Raw genomic sequence first — 20,500 nt, forward strand, 5'->3', positions numbered from 1 at the left:
TCGCTGAACCGTGACTAATGCTGAGAACCTGATTGCGCTGCTCGTCGCGGCGCCCCTGCTCGGAGCGGCGGTCCTGCTGTGCGGCGGCCGGAGACTGGACGCCGTCGGCCACTGGATCGGCACGGCCCTGGCCGCCGCGTCCTTCGTGTTCGGTGCGATCCTCTTCGTCGACCTGCTCGGCAAGGACGCCGAACACCGGACACTGACCCAGCACCTGTTCAGCTGGGTGCCGGTCGAGGGCTTCCAGGCGGACGTCGCCTTCCAGCTCGACCAGCTGTCGATGACGTTCGTCCTGCTGATCACCGGCGTCGGCTCGCTGATCCACCTGTACTCCGTCGGGTACATGGAGCACGACGAGCGGCGCCGCCGCTTCTTCGGCTATCTGAACCTGTTCCTCGCGGCGATGCTGCTGCTGGTCCTCGCCGACAACTACCTGCTGCTGTACGTCGGCTGGGAGGGTGTCGGTCTCGCCTCCTACCTGCTGATCGGCTTCTGGCAGCACAAGCCCAGCGCCGCCACCGCCGCGAAGAAGGCCTTCCTGGTCAACCGCGTCGGCGACGTGGGCCTGTCGATCGCGATCATGCTGATGTTCACGACCTTCGGGACCTTCGCCTTCGGCCCGGTGCTCGGCACCCACGAGGAGCCGGGACTCGTCGCAGACACCTCCGAGGCCACGCTCACCGGCATCGCCCTGATGCTGCTGCTCGCCGCCTGCGGCAAGTCCGCCCAGGTGCCGCTGCAGTCCTGGCTCGGGGACGCGATGGAGGGCCCGACGCCTGTCTCGGCCCTCATCCACGCCGCGACGATGGTGACCGCGGGCGTGTACCTGATCGTCCGCTCCGGGGCCATCTTCAACGCGGCGCCCGACGCGCAGCTCGTCGTCACCATCGTCGGCGCCGTCACGCTCCTGTTCGGTGCGATCGTCGGTTGCGCGAAGGACGACATCAAGAAGGCGCTGGCCGGCTCGACCATGTCGCAGATCGGCTACATGGTCCTGGCCGCGGGCCTCGGCCCCATCGGCTACGTCTTCGCGATCATGCACCTGGTGACGCACGGCTTCTTCAAGGCCGGGCTGTTCCTCGGCGCCGGTTCGGTCATGCACGGCATGAACGACGAGGTTGACATGCGCAAGTACGGCGGCCTCAGGAAGTACATGCCGGTCACCTTCGTCACCTTCGGACTCGGCTACCTCGCCATCATCGGCTTCCCCGGCCTGTCCGGCTTCTTCTCCAAGGACAAGATCATCGAGGCGGCCTTCGCCAAGGGCGGCACCGAGGGCTGGATCCTCGGCGGTTGCGCCCTGCTGGGCGCGGCCATCACGGCGTACTACATGACGCGCGTGATGCTGCTGACGTTCTTCGGAGAAGAACGCTGGCGTCACACCAAGACGGCCTCTCCGGCCGAGCCGAGTGTGGAGCCCGCCGCCGAGCACCGCGGCGAGCACGCGGAACCGCACCCGCACGAGTCGCCCAGGTCCATGACGATCCCGATGATCGCGCTGGCCTTCGGATCGGTGTTCGCGGGTGGCTTCTTCAGCATCGGCGACCGCTTCCTGCACTGGCTGGAACCCGTCACCGGCCACGACCACGGACACCCGCCGGTCAGTGCGCTGACGGTCACCCTCGCCACGATGGTGGTGCTGGTCGTCGGCGTGGCGATCGCCTGGGCCCAGTACGGCCGCCGCCCGGTCCCGGTGCTCGCCCCGCGCGGGTCGCTGCTCACCCGGGCCGCCCGGCGCGACCTGCTCCAGGACGACTTCAACCACGTGGTCCTGGTCCGCGGCGGCGAGCACCTCACGCGCTCCCTGGTGTACGTCGACCACACCCTGGTCGACGGCGTCGTCAACGGCACGGCGGCCTCGATGGGTGGCCTCTCCGGGCGGATGCGCAAGCTGCAGAACGGCTTCGCACGGTCGTACGCGGTCTCGATGTTCGGCGGTGCGGCGGTCCTCGTCGCCGCGACCCTGCTGATGAGGGCGGTCTGATTACCGATGTCCTTTCCTCTGCTGACAGTGACGGCGGCGCTCCCGGCCCTCGGGGCGATCGCCACGGCCGCTGTGCCGGCGGCACGGCGCACCGCCGCCAAGTGGCTGGCGCTGCTCGTCTCGCTCGCCACGCTCGTCCTCGCGATCGTCGTCCTGGTCCGCTTCGACCCGGGCGGCGACCGCTACCAGCTCACCGAATCCCATGCCTGGATCGCGGACTTCGGGGTCAGGTACGAGCTGGGTGTGGACGGCATCGGGGTGGCGCTCGTCGCGCTGACCGCGCTGCTGATCCCGTTCATCATCCTCGCGGGCTGGCACGACGCCGACCCGCTGGAGACGGGCAACACCCGCTGGCGGCCCACCCAGGGCTTCTTCGCGCTGATCCTGGCCGTCGAGGCGATGGTGATCATCTCCTTCGAGGCCACCGACGTCTTCCTCTTCTACATCTTCTTCGAAGCCATGCTGATCCCGATGTACTTCCTCATCGGCGGCTTCGGGGACCGTGCCCACCAGCACGGCGAGGAGGCGGCGTCGACGCAACGGTCGTACGCCGCGGTGAAGTTCCTCCTCTACAACCTGGTCGGCGGACTGATCATGCTGGCCGCGGTGATCGGCCTCTATGTGGTCGCCGGGAACTTCTCGCTCCAGGAGATCGCCGAGGCCCGCGCCAACGGCTCGCTGGACATGGCGACCAACACCGAACGCTGGCTGTTCCTCGGGTTCTTCTTCGCCTTCGCGGTGAAGGCGCCCCTGTGGCCGCTGCACACCTGGCTGCCCAACGCGATGGGGGAGGCCACCGCCCCGGTCGCCGTCCTCATCACCGCGGTCGTCGACAAGGTGGGCACCTTCGCGATGCTCCGCTTCTGCCTCCAGCTGTTCCCGGAGGCGTCGAAGTGGGCGACGCCCGTCATCCTCGTCCTGGCGTTGATCAGCATCATCTACGGGGCGCTGCTCGCCGTCGGCCAGCGGGACATCAAGCGGCTGGTGGCGTACGCGTCGATCTCGCACTTCGGCTTCATCATCATGGGCATCTTCGCGATGACCAGCCAGGGGCAGTCGGGCGCGACGCTCTACATGGTCAACCACGGGATCTCGACGGCCGCGTTGATGCTGGTGGCCGGCTTCCTGATCTCGCGGCGCGGCTCGCGGCTCATCGCCGACTACGGCGGAGTGCAGAAAGTCGCTCCGGTCCTCGCCGGCACCTTCCTGATCGGTAGTCTGGCGACCCTGTCGCTGCCCGGCCTCGCGCCCTTCGTGAGTGAATTCCTCGTCCTGGTCGGCACGTTCGAGCGCTACCCGGTGATCGGGATCATCGCCACCTTCGGCATCGTCCTGGCCGCGCTCTACACCCTCGTCCTCTATCAGAGGACGATGACGGGCCCGGTGAAACCCGAGGTCATGGCGATGCCCGACCTCAGGGTGCGGGAGCTCGTGGTGGTCGCCCCGCTGGTCGTACTGCTGATCTTCCTGGGCGTCTATCCGAAGCCCGTCACCGACATCGTGAATCCGGCGGTCAAGCAGACCATGTCCGACGTGGACAAGAAGGACCCCCAGCCCGAGGTGGAGGCGGCCAAGTGAGCGCAGTAGCCGTCCACAGCCTGTGGACAACCGCGGCGGAACCGATCGCGAAGATCGATACGCCGACGTTCGAATACGGACAACTGTCGCCCACCCTGATCGTCGTCGGCGCGGCGATCGTCGGGGTGCTGGTCGAGGCGTTCGTCCCGCGCAAGTCCCGCTACTACGCCCAGATGTTCGTGTCCGTCGTCGCGCTGGTCGCCGCCTTCGCCGCGGTCGTCGCGCTCGCCGCCGACGGATACGGCACGACCAAGGCGCGCATCGCGGCGATGGGCGCCATCGCGGTCGACGGGCCGGCCCTCTTCCTGCAGGGCACGATCCTGCTGGTGGCCCTGGTCGCCCTGTTCACCTTCGCCGAGCGGCGGCTCGACCCGGAGGCGCATGGCAACCGCGTCGACTCCTTCGCCGCGCAGGCCGCCTCCGTGCCGGGCAGCGACAGCGAAAAGGCCGCGGTGAAGGCCGGGTTCACCACCACCGAGGTGTTCCCGCTGCTGCTGTTCGCCGTCGCCGGCATGCTGATCTTCCCGTCGGCCAACGATCTGCTGACGCTCTTCGTGGCCCTGGAAGTCTTCTCCCTCCCGCTGTACCTGCTGTGCGCGCTGGCCCGCCGCAAGCGGCTCATGTCGCAGGAAGCCGCGGTCAAGTACTTCCTGCTCGGCGCGTTCGCCTCCGCGTTCACGCTGTTCGGCATCGCCCTGCTGTACGGCTACGCGGGCTCGATGTCGTACGCGACGATCGCCCAGGTCGTCGACGGCCAGGTCCAGACCGTCAACCCGGCGCTCGCGGACACCATGGGCAACGACGCACTGCTGCTCATCGGCGCCGCGATGCTGGTGATGGGCCTGCTGTTCAAGGTCGGCGCCGTGCCGTTCCACATGTGGACGCCGGACGTCTACCAGGGCGCGCCCACGCCGGTGACCGGGTTCATGGCCGCGGCGACCAAGGTGGCCGCCTTCGGCGCGCTGCTCCGGGTGCTGTACGTCATCCTGCCCGGCCTGCGCTGGGACTGGCGGCCGGTCATGTGGGGCGTCGCGGTCGTCACCATGCTCGGCGGTGCGATCGTCGCGATCACGCAGACCGACATCAAGCGGCTGCTGGCGTACTCGTCAATTGCGCACGCGGGCTTCATCCTCGCGGGTGTCATCGCGACCACGCCCGACGGTATCTCGTCCGTCCTCTTCTACCTGGCCGCGTACTCGTTCGTGACGATCGGCGCGTTCGCGGTGGTCACCCTGGTGCGGGACGCGGGCGGGGAGGCGACGCACCTGTCCAAGTGGGCCGGGCTCGGTCGGCGGTCACCACTGGTGGCGGCCGTGTTCGCGGTGTTCCTGCTGGCCTTCGCGGGCATCCCGCTGACCTCCGGGTTCGCCGGGAAGTTCGCTGTGTTCAAGGCGGCGGCGGAGGGCGGCGCTGCCCCGCTGGTCGTGGTCGGTGTGATCTCGTCCGCGATCGCGGCGTTCTTCTACATCCGCGTCATCGTGCTGATGTTCTTCAGCGAGCCGCGGCCGGAGGGACCGACCGTGGCTGTGCCGTCGCTGCTGACGACGACCGCGATCGGCGTCGGCGTGGCGGTCACGCTGGTGCTCGGTGTGGCGCCGCAGTACTTCCTGGACCTGGCCAACCAGGCGGGAGTCTTCGTGCGCTGATCTGCGGTGCTCGTGCCTGCTGCGGCCCCGGTTCCCTCGTGGGAGCCGGGGCCGCCTGTGGATAACTCCGATGGTGTCAGTCCTGACCCCTATCGTGGAGGCAGCGGTCGAGGGACGACGTACGGGGGACACGGCAATGGGTGGGACGGGCGGGATCAGCGAGATGCCAGGCACGATCGAGAGCGAGGCGCTGGCCACGCTGCACCGCGTCTTCGGGTACGGGGCCTTCCGCGGCGAGCAGGAAGCGGTCATCGAGCATGTGGTGGTCGGCGGCGACGCCGTGGTCCTCATGCCGACCGGCGGCGGCAAGTCGCTGTGCTACCAGATCCCGTCCCTGGTCAGACCCGGTACGGGCATTGTGGTCTCGCCGCTCATCGCGCTGATGCAGGACCAGGTGGACGCGCTGCGGGCGCTCGGGGTGAACGCCGGGTTCATGAACTCCACGCAGGACTTCGACCAGCGGCGGGTAGTGGAGGCCGAGTACCTGGCCGGCGAGCTGGACCTGCTGTATCTGGCACCGGAGCGGCTGCGCCTCGACTCGACGCTGGACCTGCTCTCGCGGGGCAAGATCGCGGTCTTCGCCATCGACGAGGCGCACTGCGTGTCCCAGTGGGGCCACGACTTCCGCCCCGACTATCTGTCCCTGTCGCTGCTCGGCGAGCGCTGGCCCGACGTCCCGCGGATCGCCCTCACGGCGACGGCCACGGACGCCACGCACAAGGAGATCACCCAGCGGCTGAACATGCCGACGGCCCGCCACTTCGTGGCGAGCTTCGACCGGCCCAACATCCAGTATCGGATCGTGCCCAAGGCCGACCCCAAGAAGCAGCTGCTGGGCTTCCTGCGCGAGGAGCACGCGGGCGACGCGGGCATCGTGTACTGCCTCTCGCGCAAGTCCGTGGAGGCGACGGCCGAGTTCCTGTCCCGCAACGGCATCGAGGCGGTGCCGTACCACGCGGGCCTGGACTCGGGCACGCGCGCCGCCCACCAGTCCCGCTTCCTGCGGGAGGACGGCCTGATCGTGGTCGCGACCATCGCCTTCGGCATGGGCATCGACAAGCCGGACGTCCGCTTCGTCGCCCACCTCGACCTGCCCAAGTCGGTCGAGGGCTACTACCAGGAGACGGGCCGCGCCGGCCGCGACGGACTGCCGTCCACGGCATGGATGGCGTACGGGCTCAACGACGTCATACAGCAGCGCAAGATGATCCAGTCGAGCGAGGGCGACGAGGCGTTCCGGCGCCGGGCCGCCGCCCACCTGGACTCGATGCTGGCGCTGTGCGAGACGGCCCAGTGCCGGCGTGGGCAGCTCCTCGCCTACTTCGGCCAGGACCCCGACCCGGTGGGCTGCGGCAACTGCGACACGTGTCTCACGCCGCCGGAGACCTGGGACGGCACGGTCGCGGCCCAGAAGGTGCTGTCGACGGTGGTGCGGCTGCAGCGGGAACGCGGACAGAAGTTCGGCGCGGTGCAGATCGTCGACATCCTGATGGGGAAGCGCACGGCCAAGGTCATCCAGTTCGACCACGACCAGCTGTCCGTGTTCGGCATCGGCGAGGAGCTCTCCGAGGGGGAATGGCGGGGCGTCGTACGGCAGTTGCTGGCGCAGGGGCTGCTCGCGGTCGAGGGGGACTACGGCACGTTGGTGCTGACCGAGGCGAGCGGGGCGGTGCTGCGGCGGGAGCGGGAGGTGCCGCTGCGCAAGGAGCCGAAGAAGGCGGTGACCTCGCGGTCGGCGGCGGGTTCGGGGTCTTCGGGCTCCGGGCGAGGCGAGCGCAAGGCCAAGGCGGCGGTGGCCGAGCTGCCCGAGGCGTTGGTGCCGGCGTTCGAGGCGTTGCGGGCGTGGCGGGCCGAGCAGGCTCGTGAGCAGGGCGTTCCGGCGTACGTCATCTTCCATGACGCGACGCTTCGGGAGATCGTCACGGTGTGGCCCACGTCTGTCGCACAGCTGGGCGGGGTCGGCGGGGTCGGCGAGAAGAAGCTGATCACCTATGGGGAGGGCGTGATCGGGGTGCTCGCCGGGTTGGGCGGGGCTCCCGGGGGTGCGGCGCCGGGTCTCGAGGGAGACGCGGGGCCGAGTGCGGACGCGGGGCCGGGTGCGGACGACTGGCCGGAGATGGATGCGGAGCCGGGGCCGGACGAGGACTGGATGCAGTAGGGGGCGTCGGCTGGTTCGGTGCCTGGTGCCTGGTGCCTGGTGCCCGGTGCCCGGTGCTATGGCTGGGCGGGGGTGGGTCGCGCAGCCCGGCGCTGACGGGGTGCCGCCTGCGCCCACGCTCCCCCACTCTCGGCTTCACTCGAGCGAGGGACCCCCATCGCCCCAGCGGCGCGACTGCCCGCAGCTTGGCCATGCTGGCTGCCTGCAGGACGGGCAGAGTGCGCGTTCGTCGTTACGACAGTGCCGTCAGGCCCGGGGCGAAGGCGATGAGTAGGGGGAGCAGGGGGGTCAGGGCTGCCACCGTCGTCGTGAGGGCTCGGTGGCGGGGGCCGAGGCGAGGCTGGGGTTCCAGGAGGCGGTCGACTCGTTCGCCGAGGAGGCGGTGGGTGGAGGCGCAGGAGAGGACGCCTCGGTGTTGGTTCAGCTCGATGAGGGCCAGGGCCGTGGTCAGGTGGCCGCAGCGGCGGGAGGCCGTGTCGTCGGCGGAGAGTTCGACCAGGCGGTGGGTCTGGTCGCAGAAGTGGGCGAAGAGCGGGATACGGGGGAAGCCGGTGGCAAGGGCGGTCGAGAGGTGGAGCAGCCAGTCGTGGCGGGCGCGGGCGTGGCCGCGTTCGTGGGTGAGGACCGCGTCCAGCTGGTGGTCGGTGAGGCGGTGCAGGGCGCCGGTCGTGACGATCAGCTGGGGCGGGTTGCCGGGCATCCACCAGGCGTCCGGATACTCGTCCTCCAGGACGAGGAGGGGGCCGCGCGCTGCGGGCAGGCCGGCCGGCAGGTCGGGGGCGCGTTCGCGCAGGTGGGCGCGGGCCTGGCCACGGCGGCGGCGGGCCTCGACGAGCTCGCGGGCGAGCATCGCGGTCGTCCAGGCGGCCCCGCAGGCCAGCAGCAGGGTGAGGGTGGCGGCCCAGGGCGGCGCGGCGGAGAGGTCGTACGCCGCGGTCACGGCCGGCGGCGCGGGAGCGAAGACATGGTGGCGGACGGTGTGGAAGACCGCCGCCGTGCTCAGCACGAGGGCCGCCAGACAGCACAGCAGGACAGTGGCGACCAGGCACTGCCACACCCACAGCGCGACCACGGGGTCCCGTTCGGGCCACGCGGCCCGGGTCAGCGCACGGGGAACCGGCACGGCGGCCGCCAGGGCGACGGCGCTCAGCAGGAGCAGGCAGACAGTCATTGCCACGGGCTCCGGATCCTGGTCGGAAGAAACGGCTGCTTTGGGCGCACAGTGCGCGAAGGGCAAGCACCGCACGGGATGTTCGGGCGGCGAGGGTGTCGTCCTCACACGCCATGCCGCCCGTCGCCAGTATGACGGCGGCGGGCGGCGTACGGCAGGTGTCGGGAGTGGTTCAGTGGGGTGCGGGGTGGGATCCGGGACGGGATGCGGACGGCACCACCCGGCCGGTGACCTCCCCCAGGCCCACCCTGACGCCGTCCGGACCGGGGGCCCAGGCCGACAGAGTCACCACGTCGCCGTCCTCGAGGAACGTCCGTTTGCCGTCGGGGAGTTCGAGGGCGTCGCGGCCGTTCCAGGTCAGTTCCAGCAGCGATCCCCGTTCGCGCTCGGAAGGGCCGCTCACCGTCCCGGAGCCGTACAGGTCGCCGGTGCGCAGGGAGGCGCCGTTGACGGTCATGTGGGCCAGCTGCTGGGCGGCCGTCCAGTACATGGTGGAGAAAGGGGGCTCGGAGACGACGTGGCCGTTGACGGCGACCGAGATGCGCAGGTCGTAGCCGCCGGGTTCGTCGTCGGTGTCGTCCAGGTACGGCAGCAGCGGGTGCGTCCGCTCCGGGGGCGTCACCAGCGCCGACTCCAGGGCGTCCAGCGGGGTGATCCACGCCGACACGGAGGTGGCGAAGGACTTGCCGAGGAACGGGCCGAGCGGGACGTACTCCCAGGCCTGGATGTCGCGGGCGGACCAGTCGTTCAACAGGCACAGCCCGAAGACGTGCTCGCGGAAGTCGGCGAGTGCGACCTGCTCGCCCATCCGGGAGGGCGCCCCGACCACGAAGCCGACCTCGGCCTCGATGTCCAGGCGGACCGAGGGCCCGAAGACGGGCGCCGGGTCGGAAGCGGCCTTTCGCTGCCCCGACGGGCGTACGACGTCCGTGCCGGACACCACCACCGTGCCGGAGCGGCCGTGGTAACCGATCGGCAGGTGCTTCCAGTTGGGGGTCAGGGAGTCGGCGGCGTCCGGGCGGAACATCCGGCCGACGTTCCGGGCGTGGTTCTCGGAGGCGTAGAAGTCGACGTAGTCCGCCACCTCGAAGGGGAGGTGCAGGGTCACGGCGGACAGGGGGTGGAACAGCGGCTCGATGATCTCGCGGTGCGACGGCACCGTCACCCATCCCGTCAGCGCGCGTCGTACGTCCGACCAGGCGGTGCGGCCCGCGGCGAGCAGCGGGTTCAGGGAGGGGCGCGCGAGAAGGGAGACGTACGGGGAGCCGAGGGCCGCGGCCGCCGCGCCCGCGTCCAGGACGTGGTCGCCGAGGCGGACACCCACCCGGCGATCGTCGGATCCGGGGAGCGAGAACACGCCGTACGGGAGGTTGTGTGGGCCGAAGGGGTCGCCCTCGGGGACATCGAAGGGGGGCATGGGTGCTGCCTCACTCTCGTGCGTACCGTGCGTTCGATGTGGTCGCGCCACACGCTGTCGGGCCACACGTTACGGCTGAGTTGCCTGTTCTGGGCAGGCCGCACCGTTCCTACAGACTGAGCGGGAGTGAGTCCTGCTGCCAGCACTCTTGCTCAGCCGGGTGCGCCGAACGGTGTTGGGCACCCTGGTCGCCCGCTTTCGCTCCACCACCGGGCGGCGCGCATCCGGTGCGCGGTCCGGGAATGTGGCGGCGGGTTTCCTCACGCCGTCGGATCTCCGGTCGGGCCTGGACGGTCCGATGCCCACCACGATCGCTCTGGTCGGGGTGGGGCGGTGCCGTCCGTCGCCGGATCGGGTGTCCGAGGGCGCGTCGCCCGACCGCGATGCTTGCCGCATCGTGCCGGGAAATCTTGCGTCGTGGGGTGGTCAGTGGTTTCTGCCAGTGCTGGGCACCCCACCGGCTGGTGTAGGCCGGGTCCACCGCGACGACGGCGATGTCCTGTTCGGCAGCCATCGACACCAGCCGGGCCCTGAGCTTCTCGGTGGGGAAACGGGACAGCAGGCGCCTGAACCGCTTGTTGCGGCCGTGCTGCTCTCGGCCCTCCTCCGCCGCGAAGTCGAGGTTCTCGATGGCGATCGCGGCGGCCCCGCAGCGGCGGGCGAAGTGCAGCAGCCGGGTCAGCGCGTGCCGGAGCTGCGCGTCCCGGTGCTCCGTCGTGCCGCTCAGGTCGTAGAAGTAGCGCTGAGGCTCGCCGACCGGGTTGCCGTGCACATCCAACTGCCAGGCGGCGAGGTGGTCGTCGTTCATGTCCACCCCCACCACCCCCCGGGCCAAGGCCGCCTGCAGCGGCAGCACGGGAGTAGCGGCGCGCTGCCAGGAGGCGGTGATGTACCAGCTGCCGCGCGGTGTCGTGGTGGATGCGGTAGGCCACCGCCCGGTTCGCGGTGATCCGGTCACGCCACTCCTGCCCGCGGTGCTGGAACGCCACCGTCGCGTCGAGGACGTACCGGCCGTGCGATGCGTTGGCCAGGCGGGTTAGCGGCGCCGGGAGCTTGACCGAGAGCCGGCCGGTGTTGGTGACGCGGATGGTCTCGTTGCCGAACCGTTTGCCGGATTCCCCGTCGGCGGCCAGGAACATCCGCTCCGCCCGCCACCGCTCCCGCCAGGCCTGCTCGCTCAGTCCGGCCGCCTCAAGGTGGTGGCGGGTGTTCGCGAGGCGTTTGCCGCCGCGCACCACCCGCACCCGGCCCGCCGCCCAGTCCGCCTCCACGACCGCCAGCCGGTCCTTCAAGGCACGCAGGCGGCGGGACTTGGCATACCACTCGCCTCGCGAGCCATACCCCCGCGCCAGCCCCTCCCGCTTGTCGGCCTTCGCGCCCAGCGGCCGAGCCAGCCGCGCCTCGATCAACGCGATCTGCCCGCGCAACCACGCCAGGTGGGCGGCCTGGCCACGCCTCGCCAGCGCCCACTGATCGTGCGTGGCCTTGGTGATACTGCCCGCCCACCGCGCCGACGACCTCCCCGTCAGTTCCCGCTTGCGCACCGCCCACGAGGCCGCATCATGCGCCGACCCCTGCCGGGAGCGCTCCGCGAGATCCCCAGCGGCCAGCGACCCCAGGAACATCCCCACCTCGGCGAGCACCGCCGCGTCCGCATCCGACACCCGCAGCCGGTCCCGGATCGCTACCCCGGCCGGGCCGGGCACCACGAACGATGCCGCCAACTTCCGTAGTGCGCTCACCCGTTCACCCCCGCTCGGCCGAAGATCCCGTCACGGCAGTCAACGAGCAGTCGCCTCAAAGGTCACTCATTCGACCCAAGAACTCCCGTTCGCCTCCCAAGATCGAAGATCCACAGCACACCCCAGGCCGGGGGAGCCCCCTGACACACAGCGGAACAACCGCATGCAACACGGGCACTCACTCACGCTCATCAGAAGGCACTCACGCTCAGTAAACCGGCAGCAGTTCCCGACCCCTTGCGCAGGTCACGTCTCCTCAGCCGCCCGTTGCCAGGTCAGGAAGTCCGCGGTCAACTCCGGCGGGTTCGCCGCCTCGGTGGCCTCGATCTCCCAGCCGGGGCAGTCCATGTCGAAGACCACGACGGGCAGGCGGCGGCCGAAGAGCTTCTCGATACGACCGTCCGCGTGGAGATGCCGGACGAGGTCGATGCAGGCGTCGGCGAAGTGGAGGTTGAGCAGGTCGCGTTGGGCGTCGATCTCGTCGTCGTCTCCTATGAGCGGTAGATCCTCCTCCTCACCCTCGTACCAGAGCCCGAGCCGCTTGATCTCGTCGACGTACAGCTCGGCACCCGTCGGGTCCTGAGGGATGTTGCCCAGCATCTCGAAGCCGTCGAGGAGCCAGCAGGCGTAGTTCCAGCGGGCCTCGCCCGGGTCCTCCGGGCGTTTCTCCAGCTCGTACTGGCTCTCGGTGTTGTAGCCGATGGCCACGTACGGGCGGCGGTCGTCGTAGTCGATGCGCCAGATGCCGAAGGAGAGGGCGTAGGTCTCGGGCCGCAGGGCCTCGGGGAAGCGGTCCAGGATGCCGACGGCGGCCTCCCGCAGATGCGTCTGGAAAACGCTCGGCGATTCCTCCGGCCTGCCTGTCACAACCGCTGCCTCCGACCCGTCAGTGCAGTGAGAACGAGAACGAGAACGAGAACACTGACACAGGAGGCACACCATGCAGGCTCGGATGACGAACCCGGCGTACGTCCTTCCCGGCGCCATGAAGGGCATCGGCACCATGTTCCAGGCGATCGGCGAGTCCGGACTGTCGCAGGAGGTGGCGGAGATCGTCGGGCTGCGCGCCAGCCAGATCAACGGCTGCGGCGCCTGCGTCCACGGCCACGTGCACAACCTGCGCAAGGCCGGCACGAGCGAGGAGCGCATCGCGTCCGTCGCCGCCTGGCGCGAGGCGCCCTACTTCTCCGACGCCGAGCGGGCGGCGCTCCAGCTGACCGAGTCGGTCACCCGCCTCGCCGACCGCTCCCACGAGTCGGTGCCGGACGCGCTGTGGGACGAGGTCGCCGACCACTTCGACGAGAAGGAACTGTCGGCGATCATCCTCACCATCGCCCTCACCAACCTGTTCAACCGCATCAACACCACCATCAAGGAGCCGGCCGGCACGACCTGGGGATGACCGGCGAGCGCCGGTCCGGGCTGCGGCCCGGACCGACGTCACGAGGTGCAGACGTCCTTCAGTTCGTCGGCCGCCGCGTCGATCTTGCTCGTGTCCGGGTTCGTGTCGCCGTCGAGGATGGCCTTGTTGTAGTCCTCGATCGCCTGGTTCAGGTCGTCGGCGGCCTTGTCGACCTTGTTGTCGTCCGTGTCGTCGTTGATCTTGTCGAGGTTCTTCTCGATCGTGTCGATCGACTCGTCCGTGCGCGAGGGATCCTTCGCCGCGTCCCAGCCGGCCTCGTGGATCTCCTTGAGGCTGTCGGAGATCGTGTCGGCGTTGGACAGGCAGCCCAGCGAGTTGTCGAAGTCGTCGGGGTCGCAGGCGGTGGCGAGCCCGACGGTCAGGACGACTCCGGCCACGGCGGTGGCGAGGGTGGTGATACGGCGGCGGCGCGGACGGTTCGCGGACATGGGGCTGGTCCTTTCGTAGAGGATCTCTGCCCCTTACGATCCCGTCGCCCGCCCGCCGCCACGAGGGAACGGCCACCCGTATCCGTGGTGTAGTCCGCTACACCGGTCCCCGCCGGTCTCCGCCGTTCCCCGCCACACCTGACAGGCCCTGCGGCCCGCCCGCCCTACGACCGGTAGCGCCCCAGGGTCCTCAGCCCCGGCAGTGCCCGGTCCTCGAAGTCGAACAGCGCGAGGTTCTCCCACGCGTTGCCGGAGGTCGGGTCCTCGGGGTTCCAGCCGCTGCCGGCGCGGTAGGTCCACACGCCTTCCCAGTAGCAGTAGCCGAGGCCCTGTCCGCCGGGTACTGCGGCCGCGAGGTCGGCCACCGCGCGCAGCCAGGCCGCCTGGCCCTCGGGCGTGGCGGGGTAGCCGGGTGTGAGCTGCGAGGGGTCGTTCATGATGTCGTTGACGTCGTCCTCGCTCTCCAGCGTGAACGGGTACGCCGTCTCGGCGATCACGCACGGCTTGCCGTAACGGGCCGTGATGTCGGCCATGTTGGCGGCGGCCTGCTCCACCGACCCGTGCCAGAAGGGGTAGTAGGAGAGCCCGATGATGTCGAAGTCGACGCCGTAGGAGACCGCGTTGTCGAACCACCACCGGTACAGCCCGTTGTCGCCGCCGTTGGCCAGGTGGAGGATCGTGCGGATGCGCGGCTGGGTGTCGCGGGCGGCGCTGAGGCCGGCCTTGAGGAAGGCGGCGAGGTTGTCCCAGTGCTCCCAGTTGCCGTCGGGCCAGAGCATGCCGCCGTTCAGCTCGTTGCCGATCTGCACCAGCTCGGCCGGCGTGCCCTGCCGACGCAGTGCGCCAAGGACGTCGGCGGTGTGGTCGTAGACGGCCCTGCTCAGGCCCGCCACGTCCAGGTCGGCCCACGCGGCCGGCTTGGTCTGGTGCGCCGGGTCCGCCCAGGTGTCGGAGTAGTGGAAGTCGACCCAGATGCCGATGCCGGCCCGCTTCAGGCGCCGGGCCAGCGGGAGGACGCGGGCCTTGTTGTTGTAGCCGTCGGCCGGGTTGACCCACACCTTGAGGCGGGCGTGGGTGACGCCCGAGTCGGCGAGGATCCGCACGGGGTCCTGGCGGCGGCCGTCGGCCGTGCGGAACACGGCGCCGTGGTCCTCGTTCTTCGGCAGCGAGGAGATGTCGACGCCGCGGATCTCCAGGCGGCGACGATCCCCGGCCGTCGAGGCGACGGCGGGCGCCGCGCCCAGCACGGGAATCGCCAGTGCGGCGGCTCCGGCGGCGGTCAGAACACTGCGTCTGCGCATGTCAGGGTCCCTTCACAGTGAAAGTCACAGCGGAAGAAGAAAAGCCACAAAGAGAAAAGCCACAAAGAGAAAAGCCACAAAAAGAAGAGCCACTGAAGAACGAGCAAACTCAGCGAGGCTCGCGAAACACCTCGACGGCTCCGGCCGGCACCGCCGCCCGGCTCCCGTCCGCCAGCACCACCTTCACGTCGGCACCGCTGTGGTTGATGGCGAACCGGAACGAGCCCGACTCGCCCTCCCGTACGACGAGTTCGACGTCCCGGGGCAGATCGACGGGCGTGATGCCCGCGTCCGCGAGGGCGAGGTCCACCACCGCCGCCAGATCGTCCCCGGTCAGCCGGGTGGCCAGATACCAGGCGGCCCCGTCGCCGAGCGCGCGCCGGGTGAGCGCCGGCCGTCCCGCCGTACGCCCGTCGGCGAAGACGGCCACGGTCTCGCAGCCGTCGCCGGGGACGACGTACTCGGACCACACATCGGCCTCGAACACCTCCCCGGCCGTTGTCCGTACGGCGATCCGCTCGCCCGGCAGCAACGGGTCGAACTCCTCGACGGTCAGCCCGAGTACGTCCCGCAGCGCCCCCGGATACGCCCCGGGGTGCACGGCGTCGTGTTCGTCGACGATGCCGGAGAAGTAGGAGACCAGGAGGGTGCCGCCGCGCGCGACGTACCGCTCCAGGTCGGCGGCGACCGAGGCGGGTGCCGAGTACAGCTGGGGGACGACGAGCAGCGGGTACCGCGAGGGATCGACCTCGCCCAACCCGGCCGGCGCGAAGAAGTCCACGGTCAGATGCCGGTCGTACAGGGCCTCGTAGAACGCGTCCAGCCGCTCCCTGGCGTCCAGGGCCTCGCTCGGCCGCCACTCCAGTCCCTGTGCCCACCAGGAGTCCCAGGACCAGACCATGGCCACGTCGGCGCGGGTGCGGGTACCACGGAGATCCGCCAGGTCCGCGATCCGGCGGCCCAGATCAGTGACCTCCCGCCACACACGCGTCCCCGTCCCGCCGTGCGGCAGCATCGACGAGTGGAACTTCTCCGCGCCGCTGCGGGACTGCCGCCACTGGAAGAACAGCGCGCCCTCGGAGCCCCGGGCGACGTGCCCGAGGGAGTTGCGGGCCATCTGGCCCGGCTCCTTGGCGGGGTTGTGCGCTTGCCAGTTGACGCCCGAGGGGGAGTGTTCGAGCAGCAGCCAGGGGCCGCCGCCCGCGACCGAGCGGGTGAGGTCGGCGGCGAGGGCGAGATTGACGTGGGTGCGTCGGCCGTCGGTGATCAGGTAGTGGTCGTTGGTGACGAGGTCGACCTCGCCAGCCCAGGCCCAGTAGTCGATGGAGGCGCACTGGCTGGGCGCGACCATGAAGTTGGTGGTCACGGGCACGCCGGGGGACAGTCGGTGCAGGATGTCCCGCTCGGCGACGAAGTTGGCACGGGCCTGGCCGTCCGCGAACCGCTGGAAGTCCAGTTGCTGGGCCGGGTTGCCCACCGTCGGCGTGGCCCGGGGCACCCCGATCTCCTCCCAGTCGCCGTAGAGCTGGCCCCAGAAGGCGGTGCCCCAGGCCTGGTTGAGGGCGCCGAGCGTGCCGTACCGGTCCTGGAGCCAGGCCCGGAAGGCGTCGGCGCAGGTGTCGCAGAAGCAGCTGAGCACGGGTGCGCCGTACTCGTTGTGGACGTGCCACATCGCTACGGCCGGATGACGGCCGTAGCGCTCGCCGATCCGTGAGGTGATCGAAGCGGCAGCCGCCCGGTAGTCCGGGTTGGAGTGGCAGATCGCCCCGCGTGATCCGAACGCCAGCCGCACGCCCTCCCGGGTCACGGGCAGCGCCTCCGGATGGGCGCGATAGAACCAGGCGGGCGGTACGACGGTCGGCGTCGCCAGGTCCACACATATCCCGGCCTCGTCGAGCATGCCGATGATGTGGTCGAGCCACTCGAAGTCGTACTCGCCGGGCCGGGGCTCGATCCTCGACCACGCGAAGATGCCGAGCGAGACCATGGTGACACCGGCCTCGCGCATCAGCCGTACGTCCTCCTCCCACACCTCCTGCGGCCACTGCTCGGGGTTGTAGTCGCCCCCGAAGGCGAGTGGCAGGCGGTCGTGCGGGGCGGCGGAGGGCATGCGGTGGCTCCCAGGTTCGAGGACAGGTTCGAGGACGGGATCGAGGACGGGATCGAGGACGGGATCGAGGACGGGACCGGCAGAGGTGACGCCAGGTTTCTGTGATCGTGCACAGTACCGATGACGGCTGGCATCTGCGAGCAACAAGTAGGTAACCCCAGGCACTCGCCATTGACAAGGGGCGGAAACAATTCTCTACTGTGCACGATCACAGAGCCGCGCGGCCCTCGCGCACAGCCCCTCGCTCACGTCCGCAGAACCTCCCCCCACGGCGGTTGCCGCGTACGCGGGACGTTGACGAGGTGGGCTCGTCCAAGTCAGGGGAGATGAAGATGTCGATCAACCGCCGCCAGATCAGCAGGCGCAGCATTCTCGCCGGGGCCGCCGCCCTCGGCCTCACCAGCACCCTCGCCGCCTGCGGCGGTTCCGACGACGAAGACTCCGGCGAGAGCAGCGGGCCGGTCAAGCTGACCTACTGGTCGTGGGCGCCGAACATGGAGAAGGTCGCCGCGATCTGGAACAAGAAGAACCCGGACATCACGGTCACCGTGTCGAAGCAGGGCAGCGGCGCCGAGATCCTCACCAAGGTGATCACGGCGAAGAAGGCCGGCAACGCGCCCGACCTGATCCAGGCCGAGTACCAGTCGCTGCCGACCCTGGTCTCCAACGACGTCCTCGCCGACATCTCGAAGTACGTCGGTGACGCCAAGGGCGACTTCGCCTCGGGCCTGTGGGACATGGTCACCCTCGGCACCGACGCGGTCTACGGCGTCCCGCAGGACTCCGGGCCGCTGATGTTCTACTACCGCGAGGACCTCTTCAAGGAGCACGGCCTGTCCGTGCCGAAGACCTGGACCGAGTTCGCCGAGACCGCGCGCGCCGCCAAGAAGGCCCTCCCGGACGCCTACCTGACCACCTTCTCCTCCAACGACCCGGGTCTGTTCGCGGGCCTCACCCAGCAGGCCGGCGCCAAGTGGTGGACGGTCGACGGCGGCGGCAAGTGGACGGTCGGCATCGACGACGCGGCCAGCCAGAAGGTCGCCGAGTTCTGGGGCGGCCTGGTCCAGGAGGGCGTCATCGACAACCAGCCGATGTACACCCCGGCCTGGAACAACGCCCTGAACAAGGGCACCCACATCGCCTGGGTCTCCGCCGTGTGGGCGCCCGGTGTGCTGGTGTCCTCGGCTCCCGAGACCGAGGGCAAGTGGCGGATGGCCCCGCTGCCGCAGTGGAAGGCCGGCGACAACGTCACCGGCAGCTGGGGCGGTTCCTCCACCGGTGTCTCCACCGACTCCAAGAACGCCGAGGCCGCGGCGAAGTTCGCGCACTGGATCAACACGGACCCGGAGGCGCTGGCCGCCCTGGTCAAGGAGGTCGGCATCTACCCGGCCGCCACGAGTGGCCAGTCCGGTGACGTCCTCACCACGCCCGCGTTCTTCCCGAACCAGAAGGACTTCTACACCACGGCCGCGGAGATCGCCGCCACCACGGCCACCGCCGCCTGGGGCCCGAACGTGCAGACCGCCTACACCGCCTTCAACGACGGCTTCGGCAAGGCCACCAAGGCGAAGAAGGAGGCCCAGTTCACCTCTGCGCTCAGCACCATGCAGTCGAAGACCTTCGACGACATGAAGAAGCAGGGCTTCGAGGTGACCGAGGCATGACCAGCGCTCCGCTCAAGGGCTCCGACCGCATCACGGTCGGGCCCTTGGCGGACGGCACCGGCACCGCCACGTCCGTCCGCCCCAGCCGCCCCCGCCGCCGTGGCCGCAGCGCACCGTACTGGTTCCTGACGCCGACCCTGGTCCTGTTCGCCGCCTTCACCGTCGTCCCCATCGGGTACGCGATCTGGCTCAGCCTCCACAAGGTCCGGGTCAAGGGCATCGGACTCGGCAAGGGCGCCCGCGAGCAGGTCTGGAACGGCTTCGGCAACTACGCCGACGTGCTCCAGGACTCCGAGTTCGGCCACAGCGTGCTGCGCGCCTTCGGCTACGGCCTGATCGTCATCCCGACCATGCTCGGCCTCGCGCTGCTGTTCGCGCTGATGCTGGACACCCCGAAGGTGCGCAGCGCGTCCTTCGCACGGCTGATGATCTTCCTGCCGTACGCGGTGCCCGGCATCATCGCCGCCCTCATGTGGGGCTTCCTCTACCTGCCGGCCGTCAGTCCCTTCTACTACCTGCTGGACAAGTTCGGCCTCCCGCAGCCGGACCTGTTCGACGGCGGCAATCTCTACCTGTCCTTCGCGAACATCGCGGTGTGGGGCGGCACCGGCTTCAACATGATCGTCATCTACACCGCGCTCAGGGCGATCCCGCCGGACATCTACGAGGCCGCGCGCATCGACGGCGCGTCCGACCTCAAGATCGCGCTCAGGATCAAGATCCCGATCGTCATGCCCTCCCTGGTGCTGACCTTCTTCTTCTCGGTGATCGCCACCCTCCAGGTCTTCACCGAGCCGATGACGCTCAAGCCGCTGACCAACGGCCTCTCCACCACCTGGAGTCCGCTGATGGCCATCTACGACAGCGCGTTCCTGAAGTCCGACATCTACGGCGCGTCCGCCACCGCGGTGGTCCTGGCCCTGGCCACCTACCTCATCTCCTTCACCCTGCTGCGCGTCTCCGACCGCTACACCCGGGAGGACCGGGCATGACCACCCTCACCCTCACCGCCGACACCACCGGCAAACCCCCTGTCAAAAGCCGCGCGCGGCGCACGGCCTGGGTCCCCACCCTCGTGCTGATCCTGGGCGCGCTGTACTGCCTGGTCCCCATCGCCTGGGTGGTGATGGCGGCGACCAAGGACCGGTCGGAGCTGTTCTCCACCTTCACCTTCGCGCCCGGCACCGGCTTCTTCGACAACCTGAGCGAGCTGACCGCCTACCGGGACGGCATCTACTGGACGTGGATGGGCAACTCCGCCCTCTACGCGGGCTTCGGAGCCCTGCTGTCCGCCGCGGTCTCCGCAGGCGGCGGCTACGCGCTGGGCCGGTTCGCCTTCCGGGGGCGGGAGTTCATCTTCAAGCTGATCCTGGCCGGCGTCCTGGTGCCCAGCATCGTGCTGACCGTCCCGCAGTACCTGCTGCTGTCGAAGATGGGCATGGCCGACTCGTACTGGTCGATGCTGCTCCCGTCCATCCTCTCCCCGTACGGCGTCTACCTGGTCCGCATCTACGCGGCCGCCGCGGTGCCCGCCGAACTCCTCGAGGCCGCCCGCATGGACGGCGCGAGCGAGTGGCGGATCTTCTCGCGGATCGCCGTACCGATGATGATGCCGGGCCTGATCACGGTGTTCCTCTTCCAGTTCGTCGCCATCTGGAACAACTTCCTGCTGCCGTACGTGATGCTGGCCGACGACACCAAGTTCCCGCTCACCCTCGGGCTCTACACGCTGCTCGCGCAGGGCGCCTCGCAGCCCGCTCTCTACACCCTGGTCATCACCGGATGTCTGCTGGCGATCATTCCGCTGATCGCGCTCTTCCTGGTGATCCAGCGGTTCTGGTCCCTGGACCTGCTGAGCGGCTCGGTCAAGGCCTGAGG

At 69.7% G+C, this 20,500-nt stretch carries 14 protein-coding genes and 1 pseudogene; 8 read left to right on the top strand and 7 right to left on the bottom strand.

Features of this window, described 5'->3' with window-relative positions:
- Positions 1-10: 10 nt before the first annotated feature.
- From nuoL to recQ, 4 genes are all read left to right on the top strand, one after another.
- Positions 11-1,984: an NADH-quinone oxidoreductase subunit L gene (gene nuoL, locus AC5P09_RS17800; protein ID WP_493874852.1), complete on the top strand. Its 1,974-nt coding sequence runs from the start codon at positions 11-13 to the stop codon at positions 1,982-1,984.
- Positions 1,985-1,990: 6 nt separating this feature from the next.
- A complete protein-coding gene (locus AC5P09_RS17805; protein ID WP_493874853.1) occupies positions 1,991-3,562 on the top strand; it encodes an NADH-quinone oxidoreductase subunit M in 1,572 nt (523 codons plus the stop codon).
- Entirely contained in the window at positions 3,559-5,208 is a 1,650-nt protein-coding gene (gene nuoN, locus AC5P09_RS17810; protein ID WP_493874854.1) for an NADH-quinone oxidoreductase subunit NuoN, read from the top strand. Before AC5P09_RS17805 ends, nuoN begins: the two co-directional genes overlap by 4 nt.
- A 136-nt stretch (positions 5,209-5,344) precedes the next feature.
- Positions 5,345-7,366, top strand: a complete 2,022-nt coding sequence (gene recQ / locus AC5P09_RS17815; protein ID WP_493874855.1) for a DNA helicase RecQ — start codon at positions 5,345-5,347, stop codon at positions 7,364-7,366.
- Between the two features lie 232 nt (positions 7,367-7,598).
- Here recQ and AC5P09_RS17820 read toward each other — a convergent pair whose 3' ends face one another.
- The 4 genes and pseudogenes from AC5P09_RS17820 to AC5P09_RS17835 all read right to left on the bottom strand — a co-directional run bounded on the left by AC5P09_RS17820 (position 7,599) and on the right by AC5P09_RS17835 (position 12,563).
- Positions 7,599-8,537, bottom strand: a complete 939-nt coding sequence (locus tag AC5P09_RS17820) for a M56 family metallopeptidase (protein ID WP_493874955.1) — start codon at positions 8,535-8,537, stop codon at positions 7,599-7,601.
- Positions 8,538-8,709: 172 nt separating this feature from the next.
- Positions 8,710-9,954, bottom strand: coding sequence for a fumarylacetoacetase (gene fahA, locus AC5P09_RS17825; RefSeq protein WP_493874856.1), 1,245 nt, complete (start codon positions 9,952-9,954; stop codon positions 8,710-8,712).
- A gap of 109 nt (positions 9,955-10,063) precedes the next feature.
- Positions 10,064-11,579: pseudogene (locus AC5P09_RS17830) on the bottom strand (transposase family protein).
- A gap of 363 nt (positions 11,580-11,942) precedes the next feature.
- The gene (locus tag AC5P09_RS17835; RefSeq protein WP_493874857.1) at positions 11,943-12,563 is read right to left on the bottom strand and encodes a hypothetical protein; all 621 of its coding nucleotides are present in this window, start codon (positions 12,561-12,563) and stop codon (positions 11,943-11,945) included.
- A gap of 73 nt (positions 12,564-12,636) precedes the next feature.
- Between AC5P09_RS17835 and AC5P09_RS17840 the strand changes: the two genes are divergently transcribed.
- Positions 12,637-13,098 carry a carboxymuconolactone decarboxylase family protein gene (locus AC5P09_RS17840; RefSeq protein ID WP_493874858.1) on the top strand — a complete coding sequence of 154 codons (462 nt, stop codon included), beginning with the start codon at positions 12,637-12,639 and terminating at the stop codon, positions 13,096-13,098.
- Between the two features lie 38 nt (positions 13,099-13,136).
- On the opposite strand, the gene AC5P09_RS17845 is transcribed toward AC5P09_RS17840, so the two are convergent.
- The 3 genes from AC5P09_RS17845 to AC5P09_RS17855 all read right to left on the bottom strand — a co-directional run bounded on the left by AC5P09_RS17845 (position 13,137) and on the right by AC5P09_RS17855 (position 16,958).
- Positions 13,137-13,547 carry a hypothetical protein gene (locus AC5P09_RS17845; protein ID WP_493874859.1) on the bottom strand — a complete coding sequence of 137 codons (411 nt, stop codon included), beginning with the start codon at positions 13,545-13,547 and terminating at the stop codon, positions 13,137-13,139.
- Between the two features lie 164 nt (positions 13,548-13,711).
- Positions 13,712-14,848, bottom strand: a complete 1,137-nt coding sequence (locus tag AC5P09_RS17850) for a glycoside hydrolase family 53 protein (protein ID WP_493874860.1) — start codon at positions 14,846-14,848, stop codon at positions 13,712-13,714.
- 109 nt (positions 14,849-14,957) lie between these two features.
- Positions 14,958-16,958 carry a beta-galactosidase gene (locus tag AC5P09_RS17855; RefSeq protein ID WP_493874861.1) on the bottom strand — a complete coding sequence of 667 codons (2,001 nt, stop codon included), beginning with the start codon at positions 16,956-16,958 and terminating at the stop codon, positions 14,958-14,960.
- Positions 16,959-17,284: 326 nt separating this feature from the next.
- Between AC5P09_RS17855 and AC5P09_RS17860 the strand changes: the two genes are divergently transcribed.
- Genes AC5P09_RS17860 through AC5P09_RS17870 form a run of 3 tightly spaced genes read left to right on the top strand, consistent with a single transcriptional unit; the run spans position 17,285 to position 20,498 of the window.
- Positions 17,285-18,622 (top strand): ABC transporter substrate-binding protein, encoded by a 1,338-nt coding sequence (locus AC5P09_RS17860; protein WP_493874862.1) that lies wholly within the window; start codon positions 17,285-17,287, stop codon positions 18,620-18,622.
- Positions 18,619-19,614: a carbohydrate ABC transporter permease gene (locus AC5P09_RS17865; RefSeq protein WP_493874863.1), complete on the top strand. Its 996-nt coding sequence runs from the start codon at positions 18,619-18,621 to the stop codon at positions 19,612-19,614. The genes AC5P09_RS17860 and AC5P09_RS17865 overlap by 4 nt, the downstream gene beginning before the upstream one ends.
- On the top strand, positions 19,611-20,498 hold the full coding sequence (locus AC5P09_RS17870; RefSeq protein WP_493874864.1) for a carbohydrate ABC transporter permease: 888 nt from the start codon (positions 19,611-19,613) through the stop codon (positions 20,496-20,498). The genes AC5P09_RS17865 and AC5P09_RS17870 overlap by 4 nt, the downstream gene beginning before the upstream one ends.
- The last annotated feature ends 2 nt before the right edge of the window (positions 20,499-20,500 follow it).

It is taken from the genome of Streptomyces sp. a15 (assembly GCF_059026085.1).

Excerpts from the sequence above, each read along its gene's own strand:
- AC5P09_RS17845 (WP_493874859.1), bottom strand. The coding sequence starts at position 13,547 with ATGTCCGCGAACCGTCCGCGCCGCCGCCGTATCACCACCCTCGCCACC.
- AC5P09_RS17850 (WP_493874860.1), bottom strand. The coding sequence starts at position 14,848 with ATGCGCAGACGCAGTGTTCTGACCGCCGCCGGAGCCGCCGCACTGGCG.
- AC5P09_RS17865 (WP_493874863.1), top strand. The coding sequence starts at position 18,619 with ATGACCAGCGCTCCGCTCAAGGGCTCCGACCGCATCACGGTCGGGCCC.
- fahA (WP_493874856.1), bottom strand. The coding sequence starts at position 9,954 with ATGCCCCCCTTCGATGTCCCCGAGGGCGACCCCTTCGGCCCACACAAC.
- AC5P09_RS17870 (WP_493874864.1), top strand. The coding sequence starts at position 19,611 with ATGACCACCCTCACCCTCACCGCCGACACCACCGGCAAACCCCCTGTC.
- AC5P09_RS17860 (WP_493874862.1), top strand. The coding sequence starts at position 17,285 with ATGAAGATGTCGATCAACCGCCGCCAGATCAGCAGGCGCAGCATTCTC.
- AC5P09_RS17855 (WP_493874861.1), bottom strand. The coding sequence starts at position 16,958 with ATGCCCTCCGCCGCCCCGCACGACCGCCTGCCACTCGCCTTCGGGGGC.
- AC5P09_RS17805 (WP_493874853.1), top strand. The coding sequence starts at position 1,991 with ATGTCCTTTCCTCTGCTGACAGTGACGGCGGCGCTCCCGGCCCTCGGG.
- recQ (WP_493874855.1), top strand. The coding sequence starts at position 5,345 with ATGGGTGGGACGGGCGGGATCAGCGAGATGCCAGGCACGATCGAGAGC.
- AC5P09_RS17840 (WP_493874858.1), top strand. The coding sequence starts at position 12,637 with ATGCAGGCTCGGATGACGAACCCGGCGTACGTCCTTCCCGGCGCCATG.
- AC5P09_RS17820 (WP_493874955.1), bottom strand. The coding sequence starts at position 8,537 with ATGACTGTCTGCCTGCTCCTGCTGAGCGCCGTCGCCCTGGCGGCCGCC.